This is a genomic window from Bacillus sp. AK124 (assembly GCF_053903085.1).
In genome coordinates this window covers 223089-240425 of sequence record NZ_CP096378.1, presented here as the reverse complement: position 1 = coordinate 240425, position 17337 = coordinate 223089, and the positions used below count along the sequence as shown (strand labels likewise).

The following is a 17337-nucleotide window of genomic DNA, read 5'->3' as shown; positions in this document are numbered from 1 at the left end:
GCTACTGAACCGGCGAGTCTTTTTTATCGGTGTACCAAATAAATTTACCTGTGTATCCGTACAAAATCGCAAGGCCGATTGAAACAAAGCTCAGCCACATGAACGGCAGATAAGAGAAGGTTGACACGCCGAGAATCCCCGCCATATATATACCGTTGTCTGACCACGGCACCATGCCTGACGTCATCGTACCGCCGACTTCCGCGTTTCTGGAGAGCACCCTCCGGTCAATTCCGAGCTTGTCATAGCTTTTCTCCATAATTTTCGGTGTTAAAATGAGCGAGACGTACATCGCGCAGCCGAACACATTCGCCAGGAAAGCGACGATAATCGTCGAGAATGTGACGTTGCCGGCAGAAGTCAGCTTTTGCTGGAATTTGGACACGATCACTTTTAGAACGCCTAAGTGCTCCAAAAGGCCGCCAAAGCCCAGACCGAGAATGATAACGACGACCGAACCGAGCATGCCTTGAATTCCTCCGCGGTTTAAGAGCTCGTCCATAAATTTGATCCCGGTGTCGATGGAAAAGCCGTTGTATGCCGTGCCAAGTGCATCCGCAAAATTCATGCCTTGGAAGACCGCAGCCCAGATCGCCCCCAAAAGTGCGCCGATCGCGATCGTCGGCACAGACGGCTTTCTCATGGCCAAAAGAACGATAACGATAACAGCCGGAACAAGCATCCAAATATGAATATCAAACGTGTTTTGCAAAGAAGTTTTCAAAAATTCGACTTTCTGCAAATCGACATTTTTACTACCGTAAATAAATCCGGTAATGGTGAACAACACCGCCGTGATCAAATAGGCGGGAACCGACAAATACAACATCGCTCTGACATGGGTAATCACTTCGACCTTTGAAAGGGATGACGCAAGCACTGTACTATCGGAAAGCGGTGATAATTTATCTCCGAAATAGGCGCCGGACAGCACGGCTCCGGCTACAAGCGGAAGCGGTAGCCCCAGCCCTTCACCGATTGCCATCATGGCGATCCCGGCCGTTCCTACAGTACCCCAAGACGTACCTGTGGCCACAGAGGTGATCGAACAAATAATGAGCGTGGCAAGCAGGAATATGCTCGGATGGATAAACTCAAGCCCGTAATAAATCAAAGTCGGCACAACACCGCCGGCTATCCATGTACCGATCAGAGCGCCGACGGCAATCAGGATCAATATCGCTTCGAGTCCGTTTGAAATTCCGTTTGTAATCGATTTTTGCAAATCTTCATACCGGTGCCCCAGGCGCAGACCGAGCAAAATCACTAAAAACCATGAAATAAACAATGCCAGCTGAATCGGCAGATCAAATTTGACTGTAAATGAACAAACTATCGCTAAAAATGCACCTAATACACAAATGATTTCCAACATTGATGGCAACCGTGCTGTTTTCAACCTAAATCCCCCTTATTATTGAAACGCTTTCAAAATAAGCTACATAAAAATAGCAATCTGCTTCAATTTTTTCTTAAAAATTTAACTAACAACGAACAGTATACCACGAAAAAGGCTGACGCGGTACCACTTCACCGCTGTTGTCCTTTCTCTTCATAAAGTTATTGAAGGAAAGCGAAAACACTCTGTGTTTCTATCCCGGTAAAATGCTTCAGAGTGTTTTCGCGTACTGTTTTTTCAGCTTAATCCCGATTTAAAAGTTCAGCCCCGGCAATCCCCGGTTTTGTCATTTCATAAGGATTCAAAATCAGATCAAGCTCTTCTTCTGTCAACACATCGTTTTGAAGACAGAGATCGCGGACGGATTGCCCTGTTAAAATCGCTTCTCTTGCAATTCTTGCAGCTGCTTCGTAGCCAAGATGCGGGTTGACCGCAGTAATGACGCCTGCGCTTTTTTCTACATATGCCTTTAAGCGTTTTTCATTCGCTTCGATTCCTGCTACACAGTGATCGGTAAACGAACGGAATCCGTTGTTCATGATGCTGATGGACTGCAGGAGATTAAAGACGAGCACTGGCTCCATCACATTCAGTTCGAGCTGTCCGGCTTCAGAAGCGAGACAAATCGTATTGTCGTTTCCGATGACTTGGAATGCGATTTGGTTGATCAGCTCGGCCATAACCGGATTGACTTTCCCCGGCATGATGGATGAACCCGGCTGTCTTGCCGGAAGAGAAATCTCAGCAAGTCCTGCACGCGGACCTGATGCCATCAACCGAAGGTCGTTGGCGATTTTCGACATGTTCATCATGCATACTTTTAATGCAGCCGAAACTTCAGTGTACGCGTCCGTATTTTGCGTCGCATCCACCAGATGGTCAGCGCCGACTAGCGGAAGACCGCTGATCTCAGCCAAGTGCTTGACAACATTTTCAATATAGCGCGGATCCGCGTTCAATCCCGTTCCAACCGCGGTAGCGCCCATATTGACTTCATACAGATGCTGACGCGATTGTTTAATCCGTTTGATGTCGCGTTCAATCACGCGGCTGTAAGCTTCAAATTCCTGCCCAAGGCGGATCGGCACTGCGTCTTGAAGATGTGTGCGGCCCATTTTAATGACGTGGTCAAAGTCGCGCGCTTTTTTCTTAAACGCGTCAAGCATGTATTCCATTGTGTCCAGCAGCTTTTCCAGCTGCTTGAGCGTTGAAATGTGAATCGCCGTCGGGAATACGTCGTTTGTCGATTGAGACATGTTGACGTGCGTATTCGGACTCAGGTGAATATACTCGCCTTTGTTGTGGCCGAGCAGTTCAAGTGCACGGTTTCCGATGACTTCGTTCGCGTTCATATTCATTGAAGTTCCTGCGCCGCCTTGAATCGGATCAACGATGAATTGATCGTGCAGCTTTCCTTCAAGGATCTCATCAGCGGCTTGGACAATGGCATCTCCAAGGCCTTTATAAAGACGTTTTGTCTCCATGTTGGCAAGCGCGGCCGCTTTTTTCACCACTGCCAGCGCTTTGATCATTTCTTCGTGGATTTTATATCCTGTAATTGGAAAGTTCTCCGCTGCCCGCAATGTCTGAATACCGTAGTAGACATCGGCCGGAATCTTTTTTTCTCCGAGAAAATCCTTTTCCGTCCGGTATGTCATTTCAGTTTTCATTTTTTAACCCTGCTTTCTTTTTTTAGATGATGATATCGTCTGCAATTGGCGTTTCCATAATCTTTTTGACTTCAGCTTGTTGTCCGGTTTTTCCTAGTGCCCACATCAGCTTCGGAACGATCGCTTCGGTGTTCATATTCCTCGAGCGGATGATGGCATCTTGGTTTACCTTGCGGCCGACCTCGTAAATGCTCATATCCTCTCCTTCTTCAAGGCATTGTGTCGTAATAGCTACGACTACTCCGGAATCGATCAGCTCGTTCACTTTTTCTAAAATGTTTCTTTTCTCAAAAGGAATGCCGCCGCTTCCGTAGCTCTCAATCACAATACCTTTATATGAACCTTTCAGACAATCAAAAAACTCAGGCTTTAATCCGGGATGAAGCTTCACCAGACAAACATCGGTATTTAAGGAGGTATCGAGTTTCAAAGCGCCTGGCTTCACTTCGGGAACCCGTTTGTTATACTCGATCTCCTTGTCATGAATGAAAGCAACGTAAGGATAATTGATGCTTTCAAATGCATCGTAGCTTTTTGTTCTTAATTTGATCGCTCTCGTGCCTAAAATGACGCGGCCGTCAAAGACGACGTAAACTCCGCCGATACCGTCGCACGCGAAGCGGACCGCATCTTTAATATTTTTTTTCGCATCCGTTTTCTTAAATGTAATCGGAACTTGGGAACCTGTAATCGCAACAGGCTTATCAATATTCTGCAGCATGTATGAAAGCGCCGCCGAGGTGTAGGCCATCGTATCGGTTCCGTGCGTGATCACAAATCCGTCGTAGCTGCTGTAATTCTCATATACAGCCTCAGCCATCATCACCCAATGTTCAGGCTGCATGTTGGTGCTGTCTATATCCATTAAAGATTGGCAATCTATCGTATAATTAGAATGGTCATCAGATAAATAGTTGAGAAGCTCTTCCGCTTTAACCCCCGGAGCCAGTCCGTTTTCGCCTTCTACTGAAGCGATGGTCCCGCCGGTGGTCAACAGCAGTAACTTTTTCATGTGCTACACCTCTTTAAGAAGTAGTTGTTTTATACAGTATAAAGCATGTTTTGTTTTTACGAAGAAGGCTTGATACATCAGGAATGTATACGCTTTATGCGTACCTTCAATGCAATTATAGTCCTCAAATGTGAAATAATCAAGAAACTTTATTCATTTCGCGTACACTTTTGCTGATAATGTGCTATAATCACTGTGTATTAAAAGGAGCGTAAGATATGAATTTAGATCGATTAACAACACTGAGAAAAAATAAAAAATGGTCATTGCAATATACTGCCGACCGCCTCGGTATTGCGAAAAGCACTTACGCGGGCTATGAATCGGGCTACCGCCGCCCTTCTTTAGAGGCGCTTATCGAAATCGCTGATTTATTCAATACTTCCACTGATTTTTTGCTTGGCAGAGTTGACGATCCCCGGGATGAAAAGGCTAAAAACGAAGCCATTGAACTGACGGAATGGGATAAGCTCAAGCTGGCAGTCGACGGGACGCTTCTTTCCGAAGAAGAAATCAAGCAGATGGTTGCGTTTATCAAGGTCAAAAAAGAGCTGGATGCGGGGTAAAATGACAGCGGTTAACCGCATGCTGCAAGTGTTATAAAAAGAAAAAAACTTGACTGGCCTTTTTAGCCAGTCAAGTTTTTTTGCTTTTATTGATGTAAAAATTTCACACAAACCGCTTCAGGAGCAGGAACTCCGGACTGCAAATGCGTCAGCCGGCCCGTTGTCCGGTCTCTTTCAAACAATGTCAATGTCCCTGTTTCCTGGTTGGAAGCGATTAAAAATTGTTCTGAAGGATCAATCTCAAAGTCGCGCGGCCATTCCCCTTCAGTTGATACGTGTTCAACCAGGGAAAGTTCGCCCGAATACTCGTTGATGCTGAAGACGGCGATGCTGTCGTGTCCGCGGTTTGAAGCGTATACAAATTTGCCGTCTTTAGTGACATGGATGGCGCCGCCCTGGCTTGCACCGTCAAACCCTTCCGGCAATGCCGAAATGACTTGAATCTCCCTGAATTCACCCAAATCAGGATTGTATTCCAACACGATGACTTCATTGCTCAGCTCCGTTAATACATACGCATACTTTTCCTGCGGATGGAACTCAATATGCCTCGGCCCTGACCCCGGTGCAGTTGCGTGTTTTTTCACCGCTTCAAGCCGGTCCTCTTTCAATTGATACGTAATGATATGATCCGTACCGAGATCGACGGCTACTGCATACTTCTCATCAGGTGTGAATCCGGAATAATGAGTATGCGCTTTTTCCTGCCTCTCATGCGGTCCTGTTCCCTCATGCTGCACTTTTGCTGAAGGCTCAAGCAAGCCGCGGCTTTCATTTAAAGGGTATGCCATGATCGTCCCGTTGTGGTAATTGGCGGACAGAACATAGCGGTTATTCTGATCGACGCTGACGTGGCAAGGCGATGGTCCTTCCCCGGCCTGCTGGTTGACGAAAGTCAGCTCTCCTGTGGAGCCGTCAACACGGTATGCGGCAACCCCGCCATTATCGCCGTCTTTGACCACTGCATAGAGCATTTCATTGTCTTTGGCGATATTCAAATATGTCGGACTGCCCAGCTTTGCTGCCGGCTTTGGCGTGCTTAACGCCTTTTTTTCCGTATCAAGCTCAAATGTATAAATCCCTTCGCTGTCTGCTTTTGTATATGTTCCGATATAGCCTCTGTATTTTGCCATTTGATCCTCTCCTTTTTTGACAGTCGTCCATTCCTATTTTAACTCACAGAAACTGAATTATCATGATCTGGTATGCAAAAACCTTAAGCGCTCACATGAAAAAAAATTTTTTATGATATTCTTAACTTAAGAGACCTTCACTGCCGCTTTTATAATGGAATCGCTCATTTTCGGCAGCGGAGACTTGTTCATAGGAGTGTTCAAAATGACGAAAATCATGATTGTCGAGGACAGCGAAGACATTCGGAAGCTTTTATGCGATCATTTAGAAAAATACGGATACGAAACTGTTGCAGCTACTGATTTCACCTCTATCCTTGAAATGTTTCTCCAAGAGAAGCCCGATCTGATATTGCTTGACATCAATCTGCCGGCATACGACGGGTACTACTGGTGCCGGCAAATCCGCCAGCATTCGACTTGTCCGATCATTTTCATTTCAGCGAGAAGCGGAGAAATGGATCAGGTCATGGCGATTGAAAACGGCGGCGATGATTATATAGAAAAGCCTTTTTCCTATGAAGTGGTGCTCGCTAAAATTAAAGGCCAAATTCGCAGGGCATTTGGAGAATACGCCGTTAAGCAAGGAGAAAAAGTGATTGAATTTGAAGGCGTTCAGCTGTTTGTCGAACGATTTGAGCTGCGCTGCCGGGATGAGAAGCTCGAGCTTTCAAAAAAGGAAAGCAAACTCTTGGAAGTGCTGCTTGAAAGAGGAGAAAAAGTGACAAGCAGAGACCGGTTGATGGAGAAGACATGGGAAACCGATACATTTATAGATGAAAACACGTTAAATGTCTATATTACAAGGATTCGCAAAAAATTGCGAAGCATGGACGTGCCCTTCTCAGTTGAATCAGTGCGGGGCGAAGGGTATCAGCTGAGGGCGAAATCATGAAGCTGTTCCTAAAAAACCATGCCGTTCTCATTCTTCTGTTTCTTTTTCAGGGCGGATTCGTGTTTTTTTACTATTGGTTTGCCGGCATGCAGACTTTCACCCACCTTTTTTACATTCTCGGCGTTCAGCTTCTGGCGCTGGCGCTTTATCTTTCGTACAAATGGTATGAAGAACACAGAGTCTACCAGTGGCTCGGCTCAGAACAAAAAGATACAGAAATTCCTTTTTTGGGGACGGCTGAATTTTGCTCAGAGCTCTATGAAAAACATATGGAGCTGAGCCGGCTCCACCACCGCAAAATACATGAGATGGAGTCCAAGCTGGAAGACAGGGTAACCTACATGAATCAATGGGTGCATCAGGTGAAAACACCGCTTTCCGTCATCAATCTGATCATCCAGGAAGAGGACGAACCCGTTTTTAAACAAATCAAAAAAGAAGTCCAGCAGATTGAATACGGACTGGAAACACTCCTCTATTCATCAAGGCTTGACCTGTTTGAAAAGGATTTTAAAATTGAAGCCGTGTCACTTGGCGAGCTGCTTCATTCTCAGATTCAGCGCTATAAACGCTATTTTATACAGCATCGGGTCTATCCAAATAAACAGGTTCCCGCTGAAGACGCCGTTATTTACTCCGATCGCAAATGGCTCAAGTTTGCCGTTGGCCAGGTTATCACCAACGCTGTGAAGTATTCGTCAGGAAAAAGCGAACGCATCGATATGACGCTATTCCGTAATGGCGAACGCATCATCCTGGAAATCAAAGATTACGGAGTCGGAATTCCTTCACAAGATTTGAAAAGGGTATTTGAGCCTTATTACACCGGGGAAAACGGACGACGCTTTCAGGAATCAACGGGCATCGGCCTCTACCTTGTAAAAGAGATTGCGGAAAAGCTCAATCATGATGTGAGCATCGCTTCAGAAGAAGGGAAAGGAACGACTGTGCAATTTTCGTTCCTTACAAAAATGTAAGTCTTCTTTAATAAAACCGCATAGCTCATCCATATCCTCCTTGATATGATTTGTTTACACAAACAAACGTGGCAAGGAGGATTTTTTATTTGCAATCCAAGTTTATGAAAAGAATCGACACAATCGATGATACGCTTTATGCGGAATCATTTTTATGATCGACTTCAGGGCAGGCGGACCCTCAGCCATCTGATCGCCCAAATAAACGTCACTTGTTCAGCGCTTCTACATGATCTTTTCCTTTTTGTTCGTCATTATCGACGCGCTGAACAAAAAACGAGGCCCGCCATACTTTGCTTCTGCACACCGGCCATTCAGCATTCCGAATGGGCACTGGAGTGGATGTGAAGAATCGCAACATATTGGAAGCGGGCACCCCTAAAAAGCACCGCAAAAGGAGGATATCATGACAGACATGCTGATCGTTAAAAACATCAATAAAACATATAAAGGACAAGTCTCTCATCAGGCTTTAAAAGATATTTCATTCAATGTCGAGGGCAGTGAGTTCACGGCGATCATGGGGCCGTCCGGCTCCGGAAAAACGACGCTTCTCAATATCATTTCGACGATTGACCGCCCCGATTCCGGCGACATTTTGATTCGCGGAGAAAATCCGCATCATCTGAAGAGGGCCAAGCTTGCCCACTTTCGCCGCAGACAGCTCGGATTCGTATTCCAGGATTTTAATTTGCTGGATACGCTGACGATCGGTGAAAATATCATGCTGCCCTTAACGCTTGAAAATAAACCGCTTTCCGTCATGGAAGATAAACTTCAGGCGATTGCTGAAAAACTCGGCATCGAACAACTTCTGAATAAACGGACGTTTGAAGTATCCGGCGGACAAAAGCAGCGGGCGGCCATCGCAAGAGCCGTCATTCATCAGCCCGCTCTCATCCTCGCCGACGAACCGACAGGAAACCTCGATTCGAAGGCGTCAAAAGACGTAATGGAAACGATGCAGCATCTTAATGAAAACGACAATGCCACGATATTGATGGTCACGCATGACCCTGTTGCCGCAAGTTATTGCCGGCGCGTCATTTTTATTAAAGACGGAACATTATTCAACGAAATCCACCGCGGCGCCAACCGCCAAATATTTTATGAAGAGATACTGAATGTGCTGTCCATGCTGGGAGGAAACGCCAATGACCTTTCTTCAGTTCGCTTATAAAAACGTCGTCCGGAATAAAAGAGCCTACCTTGCCTTCTTTTTAAGCAGCGCGTTTTCAGTGATGGTTTTTTTCACATTTGCGATGCTTTTGTTCCACCCCGCTTTAGAGAAAGGCTACTTAAACACCATTGCAAAGCGGGGATTATCGGTGGCTGAATGGATGATTTTCGCCTTTTCCATTCTGTTTGTGCTTTATTCCGTCAACGCCTTTCTCAAGTCGAGAAGCAGGGAATTCGGGATCCTCACCATCCAGGGAATCGCTCCGGGTCAATTGAGGAAGCTGATTACCGCAGAAAACATCATCATCGGCGTGCTCTCGATCGTTACAGGGATCATCGGCGGTCTGGTTTTTGCAAAAACATTTTTTACGATCGGCGCTTATATTTTGGAAATGGACGCTTTGCCATTGTATCTGCCTTGGAAAGCGCTGGCTCTCACAGCCGCCTGCTTTCTCATGCTGTTTATTTTGCTGTCGCAATTTACGGTTTTGTTTATTAAATCAAAAACCGTTACCAAGCTGATCAAAGGCACAGGGAAAATAAAACCTGAGCCAAAACCGTCTGTTATCTTTTCGGTCATCGGCATCGGCTGCCTCGGCTCAGGCTACTGGCTCGTATTGTTCGCCGACATCCATTTTCCCCAAGCCGTCACGATCTTAATTCTGACGATCATCGGGACTTATTTCTTCTTTCGCCAAAGCAGCATTTGGCTGCTGCGGCTCTTAAAAAAACGGAAGTCATTTTATTTGCGCGGAAAAAACGTGCTTTGGGTATCCGATCTTGTCTATCGGCTGAACGATAATGCCCGTCTGTTCTTTCTCGTTTGCATCATTTCAGCCGTCGCCTTTACCGCCACTGGCACATTGGTGATTTCCAAGACTTCCATCGGAAAATTGGATTCTCAATATGAGATAGAGTACTTATTATACAGCGGGAACCAAAAGGAACAGACACACGTTAAGCTGATGGAACAAAAGTTGAAGGACGGACATTTTTCATATGAAAAGGAAGTGACAAAAGGAATTTATATGAGCTATAGCCAGGGACCCTGGGTGCTCCTGACCTCTGAAGGCGAATTCCAAAAGCACTTTAAGTCAGATTCCGGCGAACTGAAAGACGGCGAGGCGATGTATTATCCGAACGCCATCGAGGCGAAAGAAAAGCCGGAAATTCCCAAGACCTTGAACATGTTAAACAAAGATTCGAAGCCGGCAAATGAACGCCTAAAAGTGAAAGGTATTAAAAAACCGCTCATTTTGTTAAACAGCGTCGTTGTCGTAAACGGCAAAACCTTCGAAAAGCTGAAAAAACAAGGCGAATTCGTCACATTGTATGGCTATAACTACAACCGCTGGAAAGAGAGCCTTGATATGATCCAATCACTGGAAAAAGATCTTAGAGAAAAAGCTCCCAATATCCGATTTCAATTTGACGCAAAGGCCAGTACTTATTTTGAAACTGTTCAGCTTCCAAGCCTGAGTCTGTTTATCGGCCTTTTTATTGCGGTTCTCTTTTTTACGGCATCCGGAAGTTTTCTCTACTTCCGCCTGTTTACCGATCTTGAAGAAGATCAGCAGCGCTATCGGTCGCTTGCAAAAATCGGCCTGAGCGAAAAGGAAATGTCGCAGAGTGTGACGATTCAATTGGCCATCCTGTTCTTCTTTCCGTTCGCTCTTGCAGCAGTTCATACGTATTTTGCGATGAAGACGCTCGAGGCGCAGAGTCTTGGTCATTTTGCAGCTCCGGTGTTGATGACGATAGGCGGATTTCTGACCTTCCAACTATTATTCTTTATGATCATTCGAAAAAGCTATTTGAAAAAATTAAAAGGATTTTTAAGGTGATAAAACATGAAAAAAACAATTTCTCTGATTACAGCCGGTTTGGCTGTTGTATGCATTGGTGCATTTCTATTAATTCATCATGAGGTGACAGACAGGTTCAATCCACTTGTGAAGAAAGAAAGCGTGTATGTCCAAATCAACAAAGACGGAAAGCACTTGAGTCCGGGCCGCTATGAGTACACGCTGGAAGGATATAATGACACTGGGAAGGAAAAAGAAATTACATTCTCCTCCAGCGCCTCCCTTCGAAAAAACGCCTACCTAAAGGTACACGCGAAGGGAAAATACGTTGAAACATGGGAAGAAGTACAGCCCGGCGATATGCCGAGTGCAGTTCGGACCAAATTGATCAGGCAGTAAAAAAACGGCGTCTAGCCGTTTTTTGTGTTACTATAATTTTACAGATTTCCGAAACTTTTTGGCCCGTTGTTCGTAGTAAAACAGAAGTCATATTGGTTAGGAGGTTTTCATATGATTGTTGGAATGATCGGTTTTATCCTGGTGGGATTCTTCCTCTACGCCGCCATGGCGCCGTCCGACGGAAACAACAGCGGCAGCAGCTCTTCAACTTTCTTTGTCGGGGGTCCTGATTCATCCGGCGACAGCGGAAGTGATTTCGGTGGCGGCGGAGATTGTGGCGGCGGCGGTGATGGCGGCGGCTGTTAAGACCCGCGGGCTGCCTTTCCCTATCTTCTGCTCGGACCCTTAGGCTGTATGCAGTTCTTGCTGCAGTCAGCCGGGTATGTTCCAGCCATCTCACTTCATCATTCATTCACCATCTAACTCCAAATACGCCATCATCAATCCAGTTGTTTAACCAGACTTCCGATTGGGAATGATGTAAAGACAGCAGATTCCCGCTCTTCAAACGATTTAAAAGTCACAATTAATCGATTCTGTTACAAAATATATAAAACTTTGCACCTACTTGTTCGATATTAAAAGAAGACATTCACAATAAGGAGGGTTTTTTCCAGATGATTTTTTTACTGGTTTTATTGGCTCTGTTTATTTTGTATTCATTCTTTTTTGACAAGAGCAACAAAAGATCTTATACAAAAGCGGCACCGAAAAGCAGAATATTGATCCGCCAGGCAGCTGCGCCGACCGGATTTTTGAGGGTCATCGAAACCGCACCCGGGCAGCCGGTAAACCGCCGAACCTCTGAAGGTATGCGTCCAAATCTGCGGCTTGTCATGAGCCCGACGGACCAAAATGAAAAAAAATAAAGAAAGCGGCATCATGATAAATGCCGTCTTTCCTATTGTATGCTGTGTTCCACCATTCTTCCAAAGGCGTCCGGCGACATTCCCGGCGAGATGCGGACCCTGTGCAGCGCATACATCCCCTGATCCCTAGCAGCCGCCCCCGGCTCTGTCGTCACCGCCATTTGATACCCCGCCTTCTCAGCCTGTTTGAGCGTTTCGGCATTATAGCGTCCAACTGGATAACTCAGCATGGTTGTGTTCTGCTGAAGCATGCCGTCAAACAATGTTTTGGAACGAGTCATTTCACTCAGCTGCTGCTCTGGAGCAAGTCCGTTCAATTCGACATGATTGATCGTATGGCTTTCGATAGCAATACCGTGTTCGGCCATTTCTTTCATTTGGCTTTCGGTTAAATGATTTTTTCTGCCGACCGATTTACCGATCATGAAAATTGTCGCCTTCATCTCATAATCTTTCAAAATCGGGTACGCTTTTTCAAAGTTATCTGTATAACCATCATCAAACGTAATCAGCACGCATTTTTCACTCGGCATTTTGTCTTGTGTTAAGACAATATAGGCTTCTTCAGGTGTCAGTGTGTAATAGCCGTTATCCTTCAGCCATTTCATATGTCCGCGGAACTCCGCCTCCGGTACGCGCAGGCTGTTTCCTGTGGAAATGCTGTGATACATGAGAATCGGAATGCGGGCGGGGCCCTTCACTTTGATCCACTTGGAGGATGGATCATGCTCCGCCTGCTGTTTTGATTGTTTTGCCGCTTTTTGAGCCGTATTTGGTTCTGTTTTTTCCTCTCCTTTTGCTTCATGACTGGAACACCCGTACAGCATTCCCATCAACATAAGCAGCAAAATGAGCAGTTTCGTTTTTTTCACAAGTATTCCCGCTTTCTATCTATTGAATCCTTTTTAATATCGGTTTCGGAACGAGCATTTTTCACCGTTCCTGCTTTGATGATGAAAGCCAAGCTTTACGCAGTATGCTGATCCCTTCTTCAATTTCCGCTTCAGAAAGCCCCCCAAATCCCGCCATGACGATGGAAGAGCTGCTTTTATGTGGCTCAAACCAGAAATCTGATACCGGATAAACTTTCACACCGAGTTTTTCCGCTTTATGTATGAGGTCTTGTGCATGTCGGTCTGTCTTCATCAAAATATGGAGCCCCGCTTTTTCGCCGATGATTTCCATGTCATTTCCGAAATGCGTTTTAATGGCCGATATTAATGTTTTGTGCTTTTCTTGATATACTTTTTTCATTTTACGGATGTGTCTTTCGAAAAAACCTTCTTTCATAAATAAAAACATCGCTTTTTGAATGATGGGTGAAGCGGACTGGCTGTAGCGGCCAAGCGTTTCTTTAAATTCATCTGCCAGCTTTGAAGGGAGAACAATATAACTCAATCTCGCTGCCGGAAGAAATGACTTTGAAAAAGTCCCTAAATAAATGACTTTTTCTTTTTTATCAAGCGCTTTTAAAGATGGAATAGGCCTGCCCTGATAGCGGAATTCACTGTCATAGTCGTCTTCGATAATGTAGGCATTCTCACGGCTTGCCCATTCAAGCAATTTCAGCCTCTTCTGTACCGGCAGGACCATTCCATACGGAAACTGATGAGATGGCGTAATATAAACGAGTTTGGCTCGGCTTGCAGCAAGCTGAGACAAATTGATCCCGTCTGTCTCGAGACCAATCGGCTGAAGTTCACATCCATGGTTGAGGAAAACGGAACGCACACCATCATATCCCGGATTTTCCGCCGCAACCAATCGGCCGTGCATTGAGAGCAGCTGGCAAAGAAGTCCGACTGCATACTGCGTACCGGAACAGATCACAATTTGCTCCGGTACACAGCGCACACCCCTTGCCTGAAATAAATACTTCGCCAATTCCGTGCGAAGGCCGAAATCGCCTTTATGATCGCCATACAAAAATAAGTCATGATCTCCACTGTCCATTGCATTCTGCAGACAACGTCTCCATGTTTTGAATGGAAAATGGCTTAAATCGATATCACCATATTTAAAATCATATGTTGCCGCTGAAGCTTGTCCTGTGTCTTTTTGTTCCCGATTGGTATGAATCTTCAATTGACTAGGCGGCATCAGTGTTTTCTCCAAGGGAAGCACTTTGATGCCGATCCTTGGCCTGCTTTCTGTATAGCCTTCTGCAGTGAGCTGCTGATAGGCGCTTTCAACTGTATTTTTGCTTAGATGCAAATGTTCGCATAAATAGCGGATCGGCGGCAAAAGAGCTCCCGCTGGGATGCCGCCGGCCTCTATTTCTTTTTTGATATATTCGTAAAGCTGTATATACAGAGGTGTTTTAAGCTGTTTATTGAGTAAAGGCGTTAACTCTATCATCATCTGACCTCATCAAGTTTTCTATTATTGTCTCTTTTTAAAGGGACAATAACAACTTAAAATCAGTTTAATAATAAAAAGGAGCGTGAATGTGATGGCTCATTCCATTCGGCAAAAACAGCTTGTCTGCACAGATGAAAAAAAGATTGATCAATTTTTAACAGAAGCGCAAACCGGTTATCTCGGCATGTCCACAGATGAATATCCATATGTCATCCCTTTGAATTTCGTCTGGAAAAACGGTTACATTTACTTTCACGGTGCATCAGAGGGACGGAAAATGGACATGCTGCAAGAAAATCCTAACGTATGTTTCACAGTCAGCGAACAATATGGAACAATGGTTCATCCCATTCCCGCTAAAACCGATACCGCTTATATGAGTGTCATTCTTTTCGGCACAGCGTCAATCATCACAGACTTAGATGAAGCAACATCCGCGATGCAGGCTCTTCTCGACAAATACGTACCAGGATACTACAGTACTCCGCTTCACAAAACACATGTTGAAAAGTACAGATCGAGTTTAGGCAGCAAAACCGTTGTCCTTAAAATTCATCCCATAAAGATAACAGCTAAAGAAAACATGCTGAATCAAAGTATGAAATTCGAAAACGGGCGGACCGTACAGGAAGACCGTTGATAAAAAAAGACCCGCAGCTTATGCTACCGGGTCTCCTATGGATTGTGCCGCATTTCCATCTATAAATTTCAATCCCGCTGTGTACCGCTTTTTCCGCTTCTTTATCCAGCAGACGAGCGCCAACCGCTGATCCGGATCCTTCTCATTGATAGAAACCAACACATGTTCATTCATCTCAAGCGGGACGCCGGATTCAATCTGACAGCCTGACAAGCTGATGTCCTTAATCATGATCTCGTGGGCGCCTTTCTCTGCATCATCGGGAAACAGCAGTGTTCCCAGACCTTGAAAGGCCTCGCGGACGTGTTTTCTCTTGTATGCATCCGGGCTTTTTTCTGTTTTCATGAAAAAGCGCAGCACTGTTGACAGCGTATCAGCCCGCTTTTCCCGGTCGGCCTTTTTTGCATTTTCTTCATCAAACATAAAACCGATCAGTTTCACATATAGTTCCTTGTCCATCTCTTTGAAGTGCAGCCCGATTTCAATGTCTGCCTCGTCTTTTGTCGTCCACATCACCCGAGCCGGCACTTTTCCGACCGCATCTATGATCAGACCGTCCACATGATAGTACATGTGCAAATCAGCCTGATAAGGCAACCTGATACGCGCGCCCGTGTCGCTCACATCGATCAGTTCGCATTCGTGCTCATCGCCAGAAACGGTGGAAAAAGCCGCCGGCTTGTTGACTGTGAACCGTTCAGAGCTTCGAAATCTCGGCCTGTCAAAGGCAACGAGCAGCGCAAGTATGAGTCCCGTCATATTATAGAGAACCCAAAATAAATGATACGATGTGACGTTCATATCAAAAGTATGCAGAAACCAAAGTTCATAAAGAATTTTCCCGAGAGCAAACAGCGTCATTGCAAGCAGAATCGCACACGGCAGCGCCGTCGTATATTTGAATTTTCGCCGATCTGTGTTGACGCCCTTCGGTGTGACTTTAAAATCAAACCGCTTTTTAAAAATGAATTCCGACAAAGCCGATATCGCCATGTGCGGCGCCATCGATGTATCGTAAATATGACTCCAGCTCATGCTGCGCTGCCGGTCCGAAACGGCTTTAAATGAAAGGTAAGAACCTAAAAACGCAGGCAGCCAAAACGAGGTGATCGACCACAAATCGGTCTTTAAGCTATGTATGCCAAACAGCAAAAACAAGAGCGGCGCCAGGATGTAAACCATCTTAAAAACGCCGAAAAACCAAAAGAGAATACCGTCAAAATAAAGAATGCGCTGCATTGGTGTAAGACCTTTTAAGAAAAGCGGATTCCACTTCTTTCCGCACTGAATGTTTCCCCTGCACCAGCGGTCGCGCTGTTTCAAAAGATCCGTCCACGTTTCCGGCGAGAGACCGACGGCAAGCACTTCCTTGACGAAAACAGATTTAAATTTCGTTTGCAAAAGCATTCCGGTTGCCATATCCTCCGTAATCACGCCTGTCGCAAAACCGCCGATTTCATCCAAAGCGGTTCTTCTGAAAACCGTATTGCTGCCGACGTACATGACGGCATTAAAACGGTCTTTCCCGGCCTGGAGCCTGCGCATAAAAAAGTCCTGCTCATTCGGAATGTTCGCACCGGAAAATAAGTTGTACTGATAAGGATCTTCATTATAGAAGGCCTGCGGCGTTTGAACAAAAGCCACTTTTTCCTTCTTAAAATAGCCGACAGTTTTCTGCAAAAATGAAGGGAGCGGAACCATATCGGCATCCATCGTCACAATCAGTTCCCCGTTCGAGCAGCTCATCGCATGGTTTAAATTCCCCGCTTTTGCATGCTCATTGTTTGGCCTTGTAACGTAATGAACGCCAAGTTCCTCAGCCAGTTTTTGAATATCCGTCCGCCTTCCGTCATCACACAAATAAATATTGACAAGCTCTTTTGGATAGTCGAGGCTCAGACAGCCTGCCACTGACTTTTTCAGCACATGGCGCTCCTCGTTATAAGTTGCAATGAGAATATCAACGCTCGGCCAATGGTCTTGATCGCCCAGCGTTTCCGGCTCCCGCTTCCTTTCCTTCCATACTAGCGTATAAAAGACCAAGAGCTGTAAAAAGCCGATACATTCAGTTGCAATCAGGATCACGCCCATCACGATGTCGGCGGGGCGAGAGACAGGCAGTGTATAGCCGAACCGCCAAACAATATACACGCCGTTCGTCATAAGACACAATATGATTAAAAATTTCTTGAAACGCGGATTCATCCAAGATCCCAAAAAACCGATGAGAATAAGGGCAATCATTGCGACGGGATAGCAGTGTAAGATAAATTCCATTTTCTTCTCCTTATGTGCTGATAAAAAACCCTTCGGGAAGGGTTTCTCTAAAATTTCCCTCCATTTCATTCTTTTGCACTCGAATATATTACCACCTTTAGACCTAAATTTCCTTAAAAATAATAAAAAAACATATCTAATTGTCTTTTAAACGC

The 17337-nt window shown here is 45.3% G+C and carries 16 protein-coding genes; 9 read left to right on the top strand and 7 right to left on the bottom strand.

The features are described 5' to 3' along the window. Window position 1: 1 nt before the first annotated feature. The 3 genes from nhaC to M1E06_RS01110 form a co-directional block, all read right to left on the bottom strand. On the bottom strand, window positions 2-1399 hold the full coding sequence (nhaC, locus tag M1E06_RS01120) for a Na+/H+ antiporter NhaC (protein ID WP_020453440.1): 1398 nt from the start codon (window positions 1397-1399) through the stop codon (window positions 2-4). Between the two features lie 242 nt (window positions 1400-1641). Continuing rightward, window positions 1642-3069, bottom strand: a complete 1428-nt coding sequence (gene aspA / locus M1E06_RS01115; protein ID WP_020453441.1) for an aspartate ammonia-lyase — start codon at window positions 3067-3069, stop codon at window positions 1642-1644. A gap of 22 nt (window positions 3070-3091) precedes the next feature. After that, window positions 3092-4081 carry an asparaginase gene (locus M1E06_RS01110; protein ID WP_020453442.1) on the bottom strand — a complete coding sequence of 330 codons (990 nt, stop codon included), beginning with the start codon at window positions 4079-4081 and terminating at the stop codon, window positions 3092-3094. A 218-nt stretch (window positions 4082-4299) separates the two neighbouring features. On the opposite strand from M1E06_RS01110, the gene M1E06_RS01105 reads away from it, so the two are divergent. Beyond that, entirely contained in the window at window positions 4300-4647 is a 348-nt protein-coding gene (locus tag M1E06_RS01105; RefSeq protein WP_020453443.1) for a helix-turn-helix domain-containing protein, read from the top strand. An 86-nt stretch (window positions 4648-4733) separates the two neighbouring features. Here the strand turns inward: M1E06_RS01105 and M1E06_RS01100 are convergent, their stop codons facing one another. Next, window positions 4734-5780: a lactonase family protein gene (locus tag M1E06_RS01100; protein WP_020453444.1), complete on the bottom strand. Its 1047-nt coding sequence runs from the start codon at window positions 5778-5780 to the stop codon at window positions 4734-4736. A gap of 205 nt (window positions 5781-5985) precedes the next feature. Here M1E06_RS01100 and M1E06_RS01095 point away from each other — a divergent pair, with 205 nt between their 5' ends. The 7 genes from M1E06_RS01095 to M1E06_RS01065 all read left to right on the top strand — a co-directional run bounded on the left by M1E06_RS01095 (window position 5986) and on the right by M1E06_RS01065 (window position 11904). Beyond that, window positions 5986-6675, top strand: coding sequence for a response regulator transcription factor (locus tag M1E06_RS01095; RefSeq protein ID WP_020453445.1), 690 nt, complete (start codon window positions 5986-5988; stop codon window positions 6673-6675). Next, entirely contained in the window at window positions 6672-7652 is a 981-nt protein-coding gene (locus M1E06_RS01090; RefSeq protein WP_023856939.1) for a sensor histidine kinase, read from the top strand. The genes M1E06_RS01095 and M1E06_RS01090 overlap by 4 nt, the downstream gene beginning before the upstream one ends. A 406-nt stretch (window positions 7653-8058) precedes the next feature. Further along, on the top strand, window positions 8059-8832 hold the full coding sequence (locus M1E06_RS01085) for an ABC transporter ATP-binding protein (protein ID WP_020453447.1): 774 nt from the start codon (window positions 8059-8061) through the stop codon (window positions 8830-8832). Further along, window positions 8807-10675: an FtsX-like permease family protein gene (locus M1E06_RS01080; protein WP_020453448.1), complete on the top strand. Its 1869-nt coding sequence runs from the start codon at window positions 8807-8809 to the stop codon at window positions 10673-10675. The genes M1E06_RS01085 and M1E06_RS01080 overlap by 26 nt, the downstream gene beginning before the upstream one ends. 6 nt (window positions 10676-10681) lie before the next feature. Next, window positions 10682-11035, top strand: coding sequence for a YxeA family protein (locus M1E06_RS01075; protein WP_023856937.1), 354 nt, complete (start codon window positions 10682-10684; stop codon window positions 11033-11035). A 111-nt stretch (window positions 11036-11146) separates the two neighbouring features. Next, on the top strand, window positions 11147-11341 hold the full coding sequence (locus M1E06_RS01070; protein ID WP_020453450.1) for a hypothetical protein: 195 nt from the start codon (window positions 11147-11149) through the stop codon (window positions 11339-11341). Between the two features lie 311 nt (window positions 11342-11652). Further along, window positions 11653-11904: a hypothetical protein gene (locus M1E06_RS01065; RefSeq protein ID WP_020453451.1), complete on the top strand. Its 252-nt coding sequence runs from the start codon at window positions 11653-11655 to the stop codon at window positions 11902-11904. A 32-nt stretch (window positions 11905-11936) separates the two neighbouring features. Here the strand turns inward: M1E06_RS01065 and M1E06_RS01060 are convergent, their stop codons facing one another. Both M1E06_RS01060 and pdxR read right to left on the bottom strand, forming a co-directional pair. Further along, the gene (locus M1E06_RS01060; protein ID WP_173636669.1) at window positions 11937-12743 is read right to left on the bottom strand and encodes a polysaccharide deacetylase family protein; all 807 of its coding nucleotides are present in this window, start codon (window positions 12741-12743) and stop codon (window positions 11937-11939) included. A gap of 94 nt (window positions 12744-12837) precedes the next feature. Then, window positions 12838-14265 carry a MocR-like pyridoxine biosynthesis transcription factor PdxR gene (gene pdxR / locus M1E06_RS01055; RefSeq protein WP_306419669.1) on the bottom strand — a complete coding sequence of 476 codons (1428 nt, stop codon included), beginning with the start codon at window positions 14263-14265 and terminating at the stop codon, window positions 12838-12840. Between the two features lie 91 nt (window positions 14266-14356). Between pdxR and M1E06_RS01050 the strand changes: the two genes are divergently transcribed. Beyond that, a complete protein-coding gene (locus tag M1E06_RS01050; RefSeq protein ID WP_025810577.1) occupies window positions 14357-14905 on the top strand; it encodes a pyridoxamine 5'-phosphate oxidase family protein in 549 nt (182 codons plus the stop codon). 18 nt (window positions 14906-14923) lie between these two features. Here the strand turns inward: M1E06_RS01050 and M1E06_RS01045 are convergent, their stop codons facing one another. Then, window positions 14924-17182, bottom strand: a complete 2259-nt coding sequence (locus M1E06_RS01045; protein WP_043054507.1) for a glycosyltransferase — start codon at window positions 17180-17182, stop codon at window positions 14924-14926. Window positions 17183-17337 lie beyond the last annotated feature (155 nt).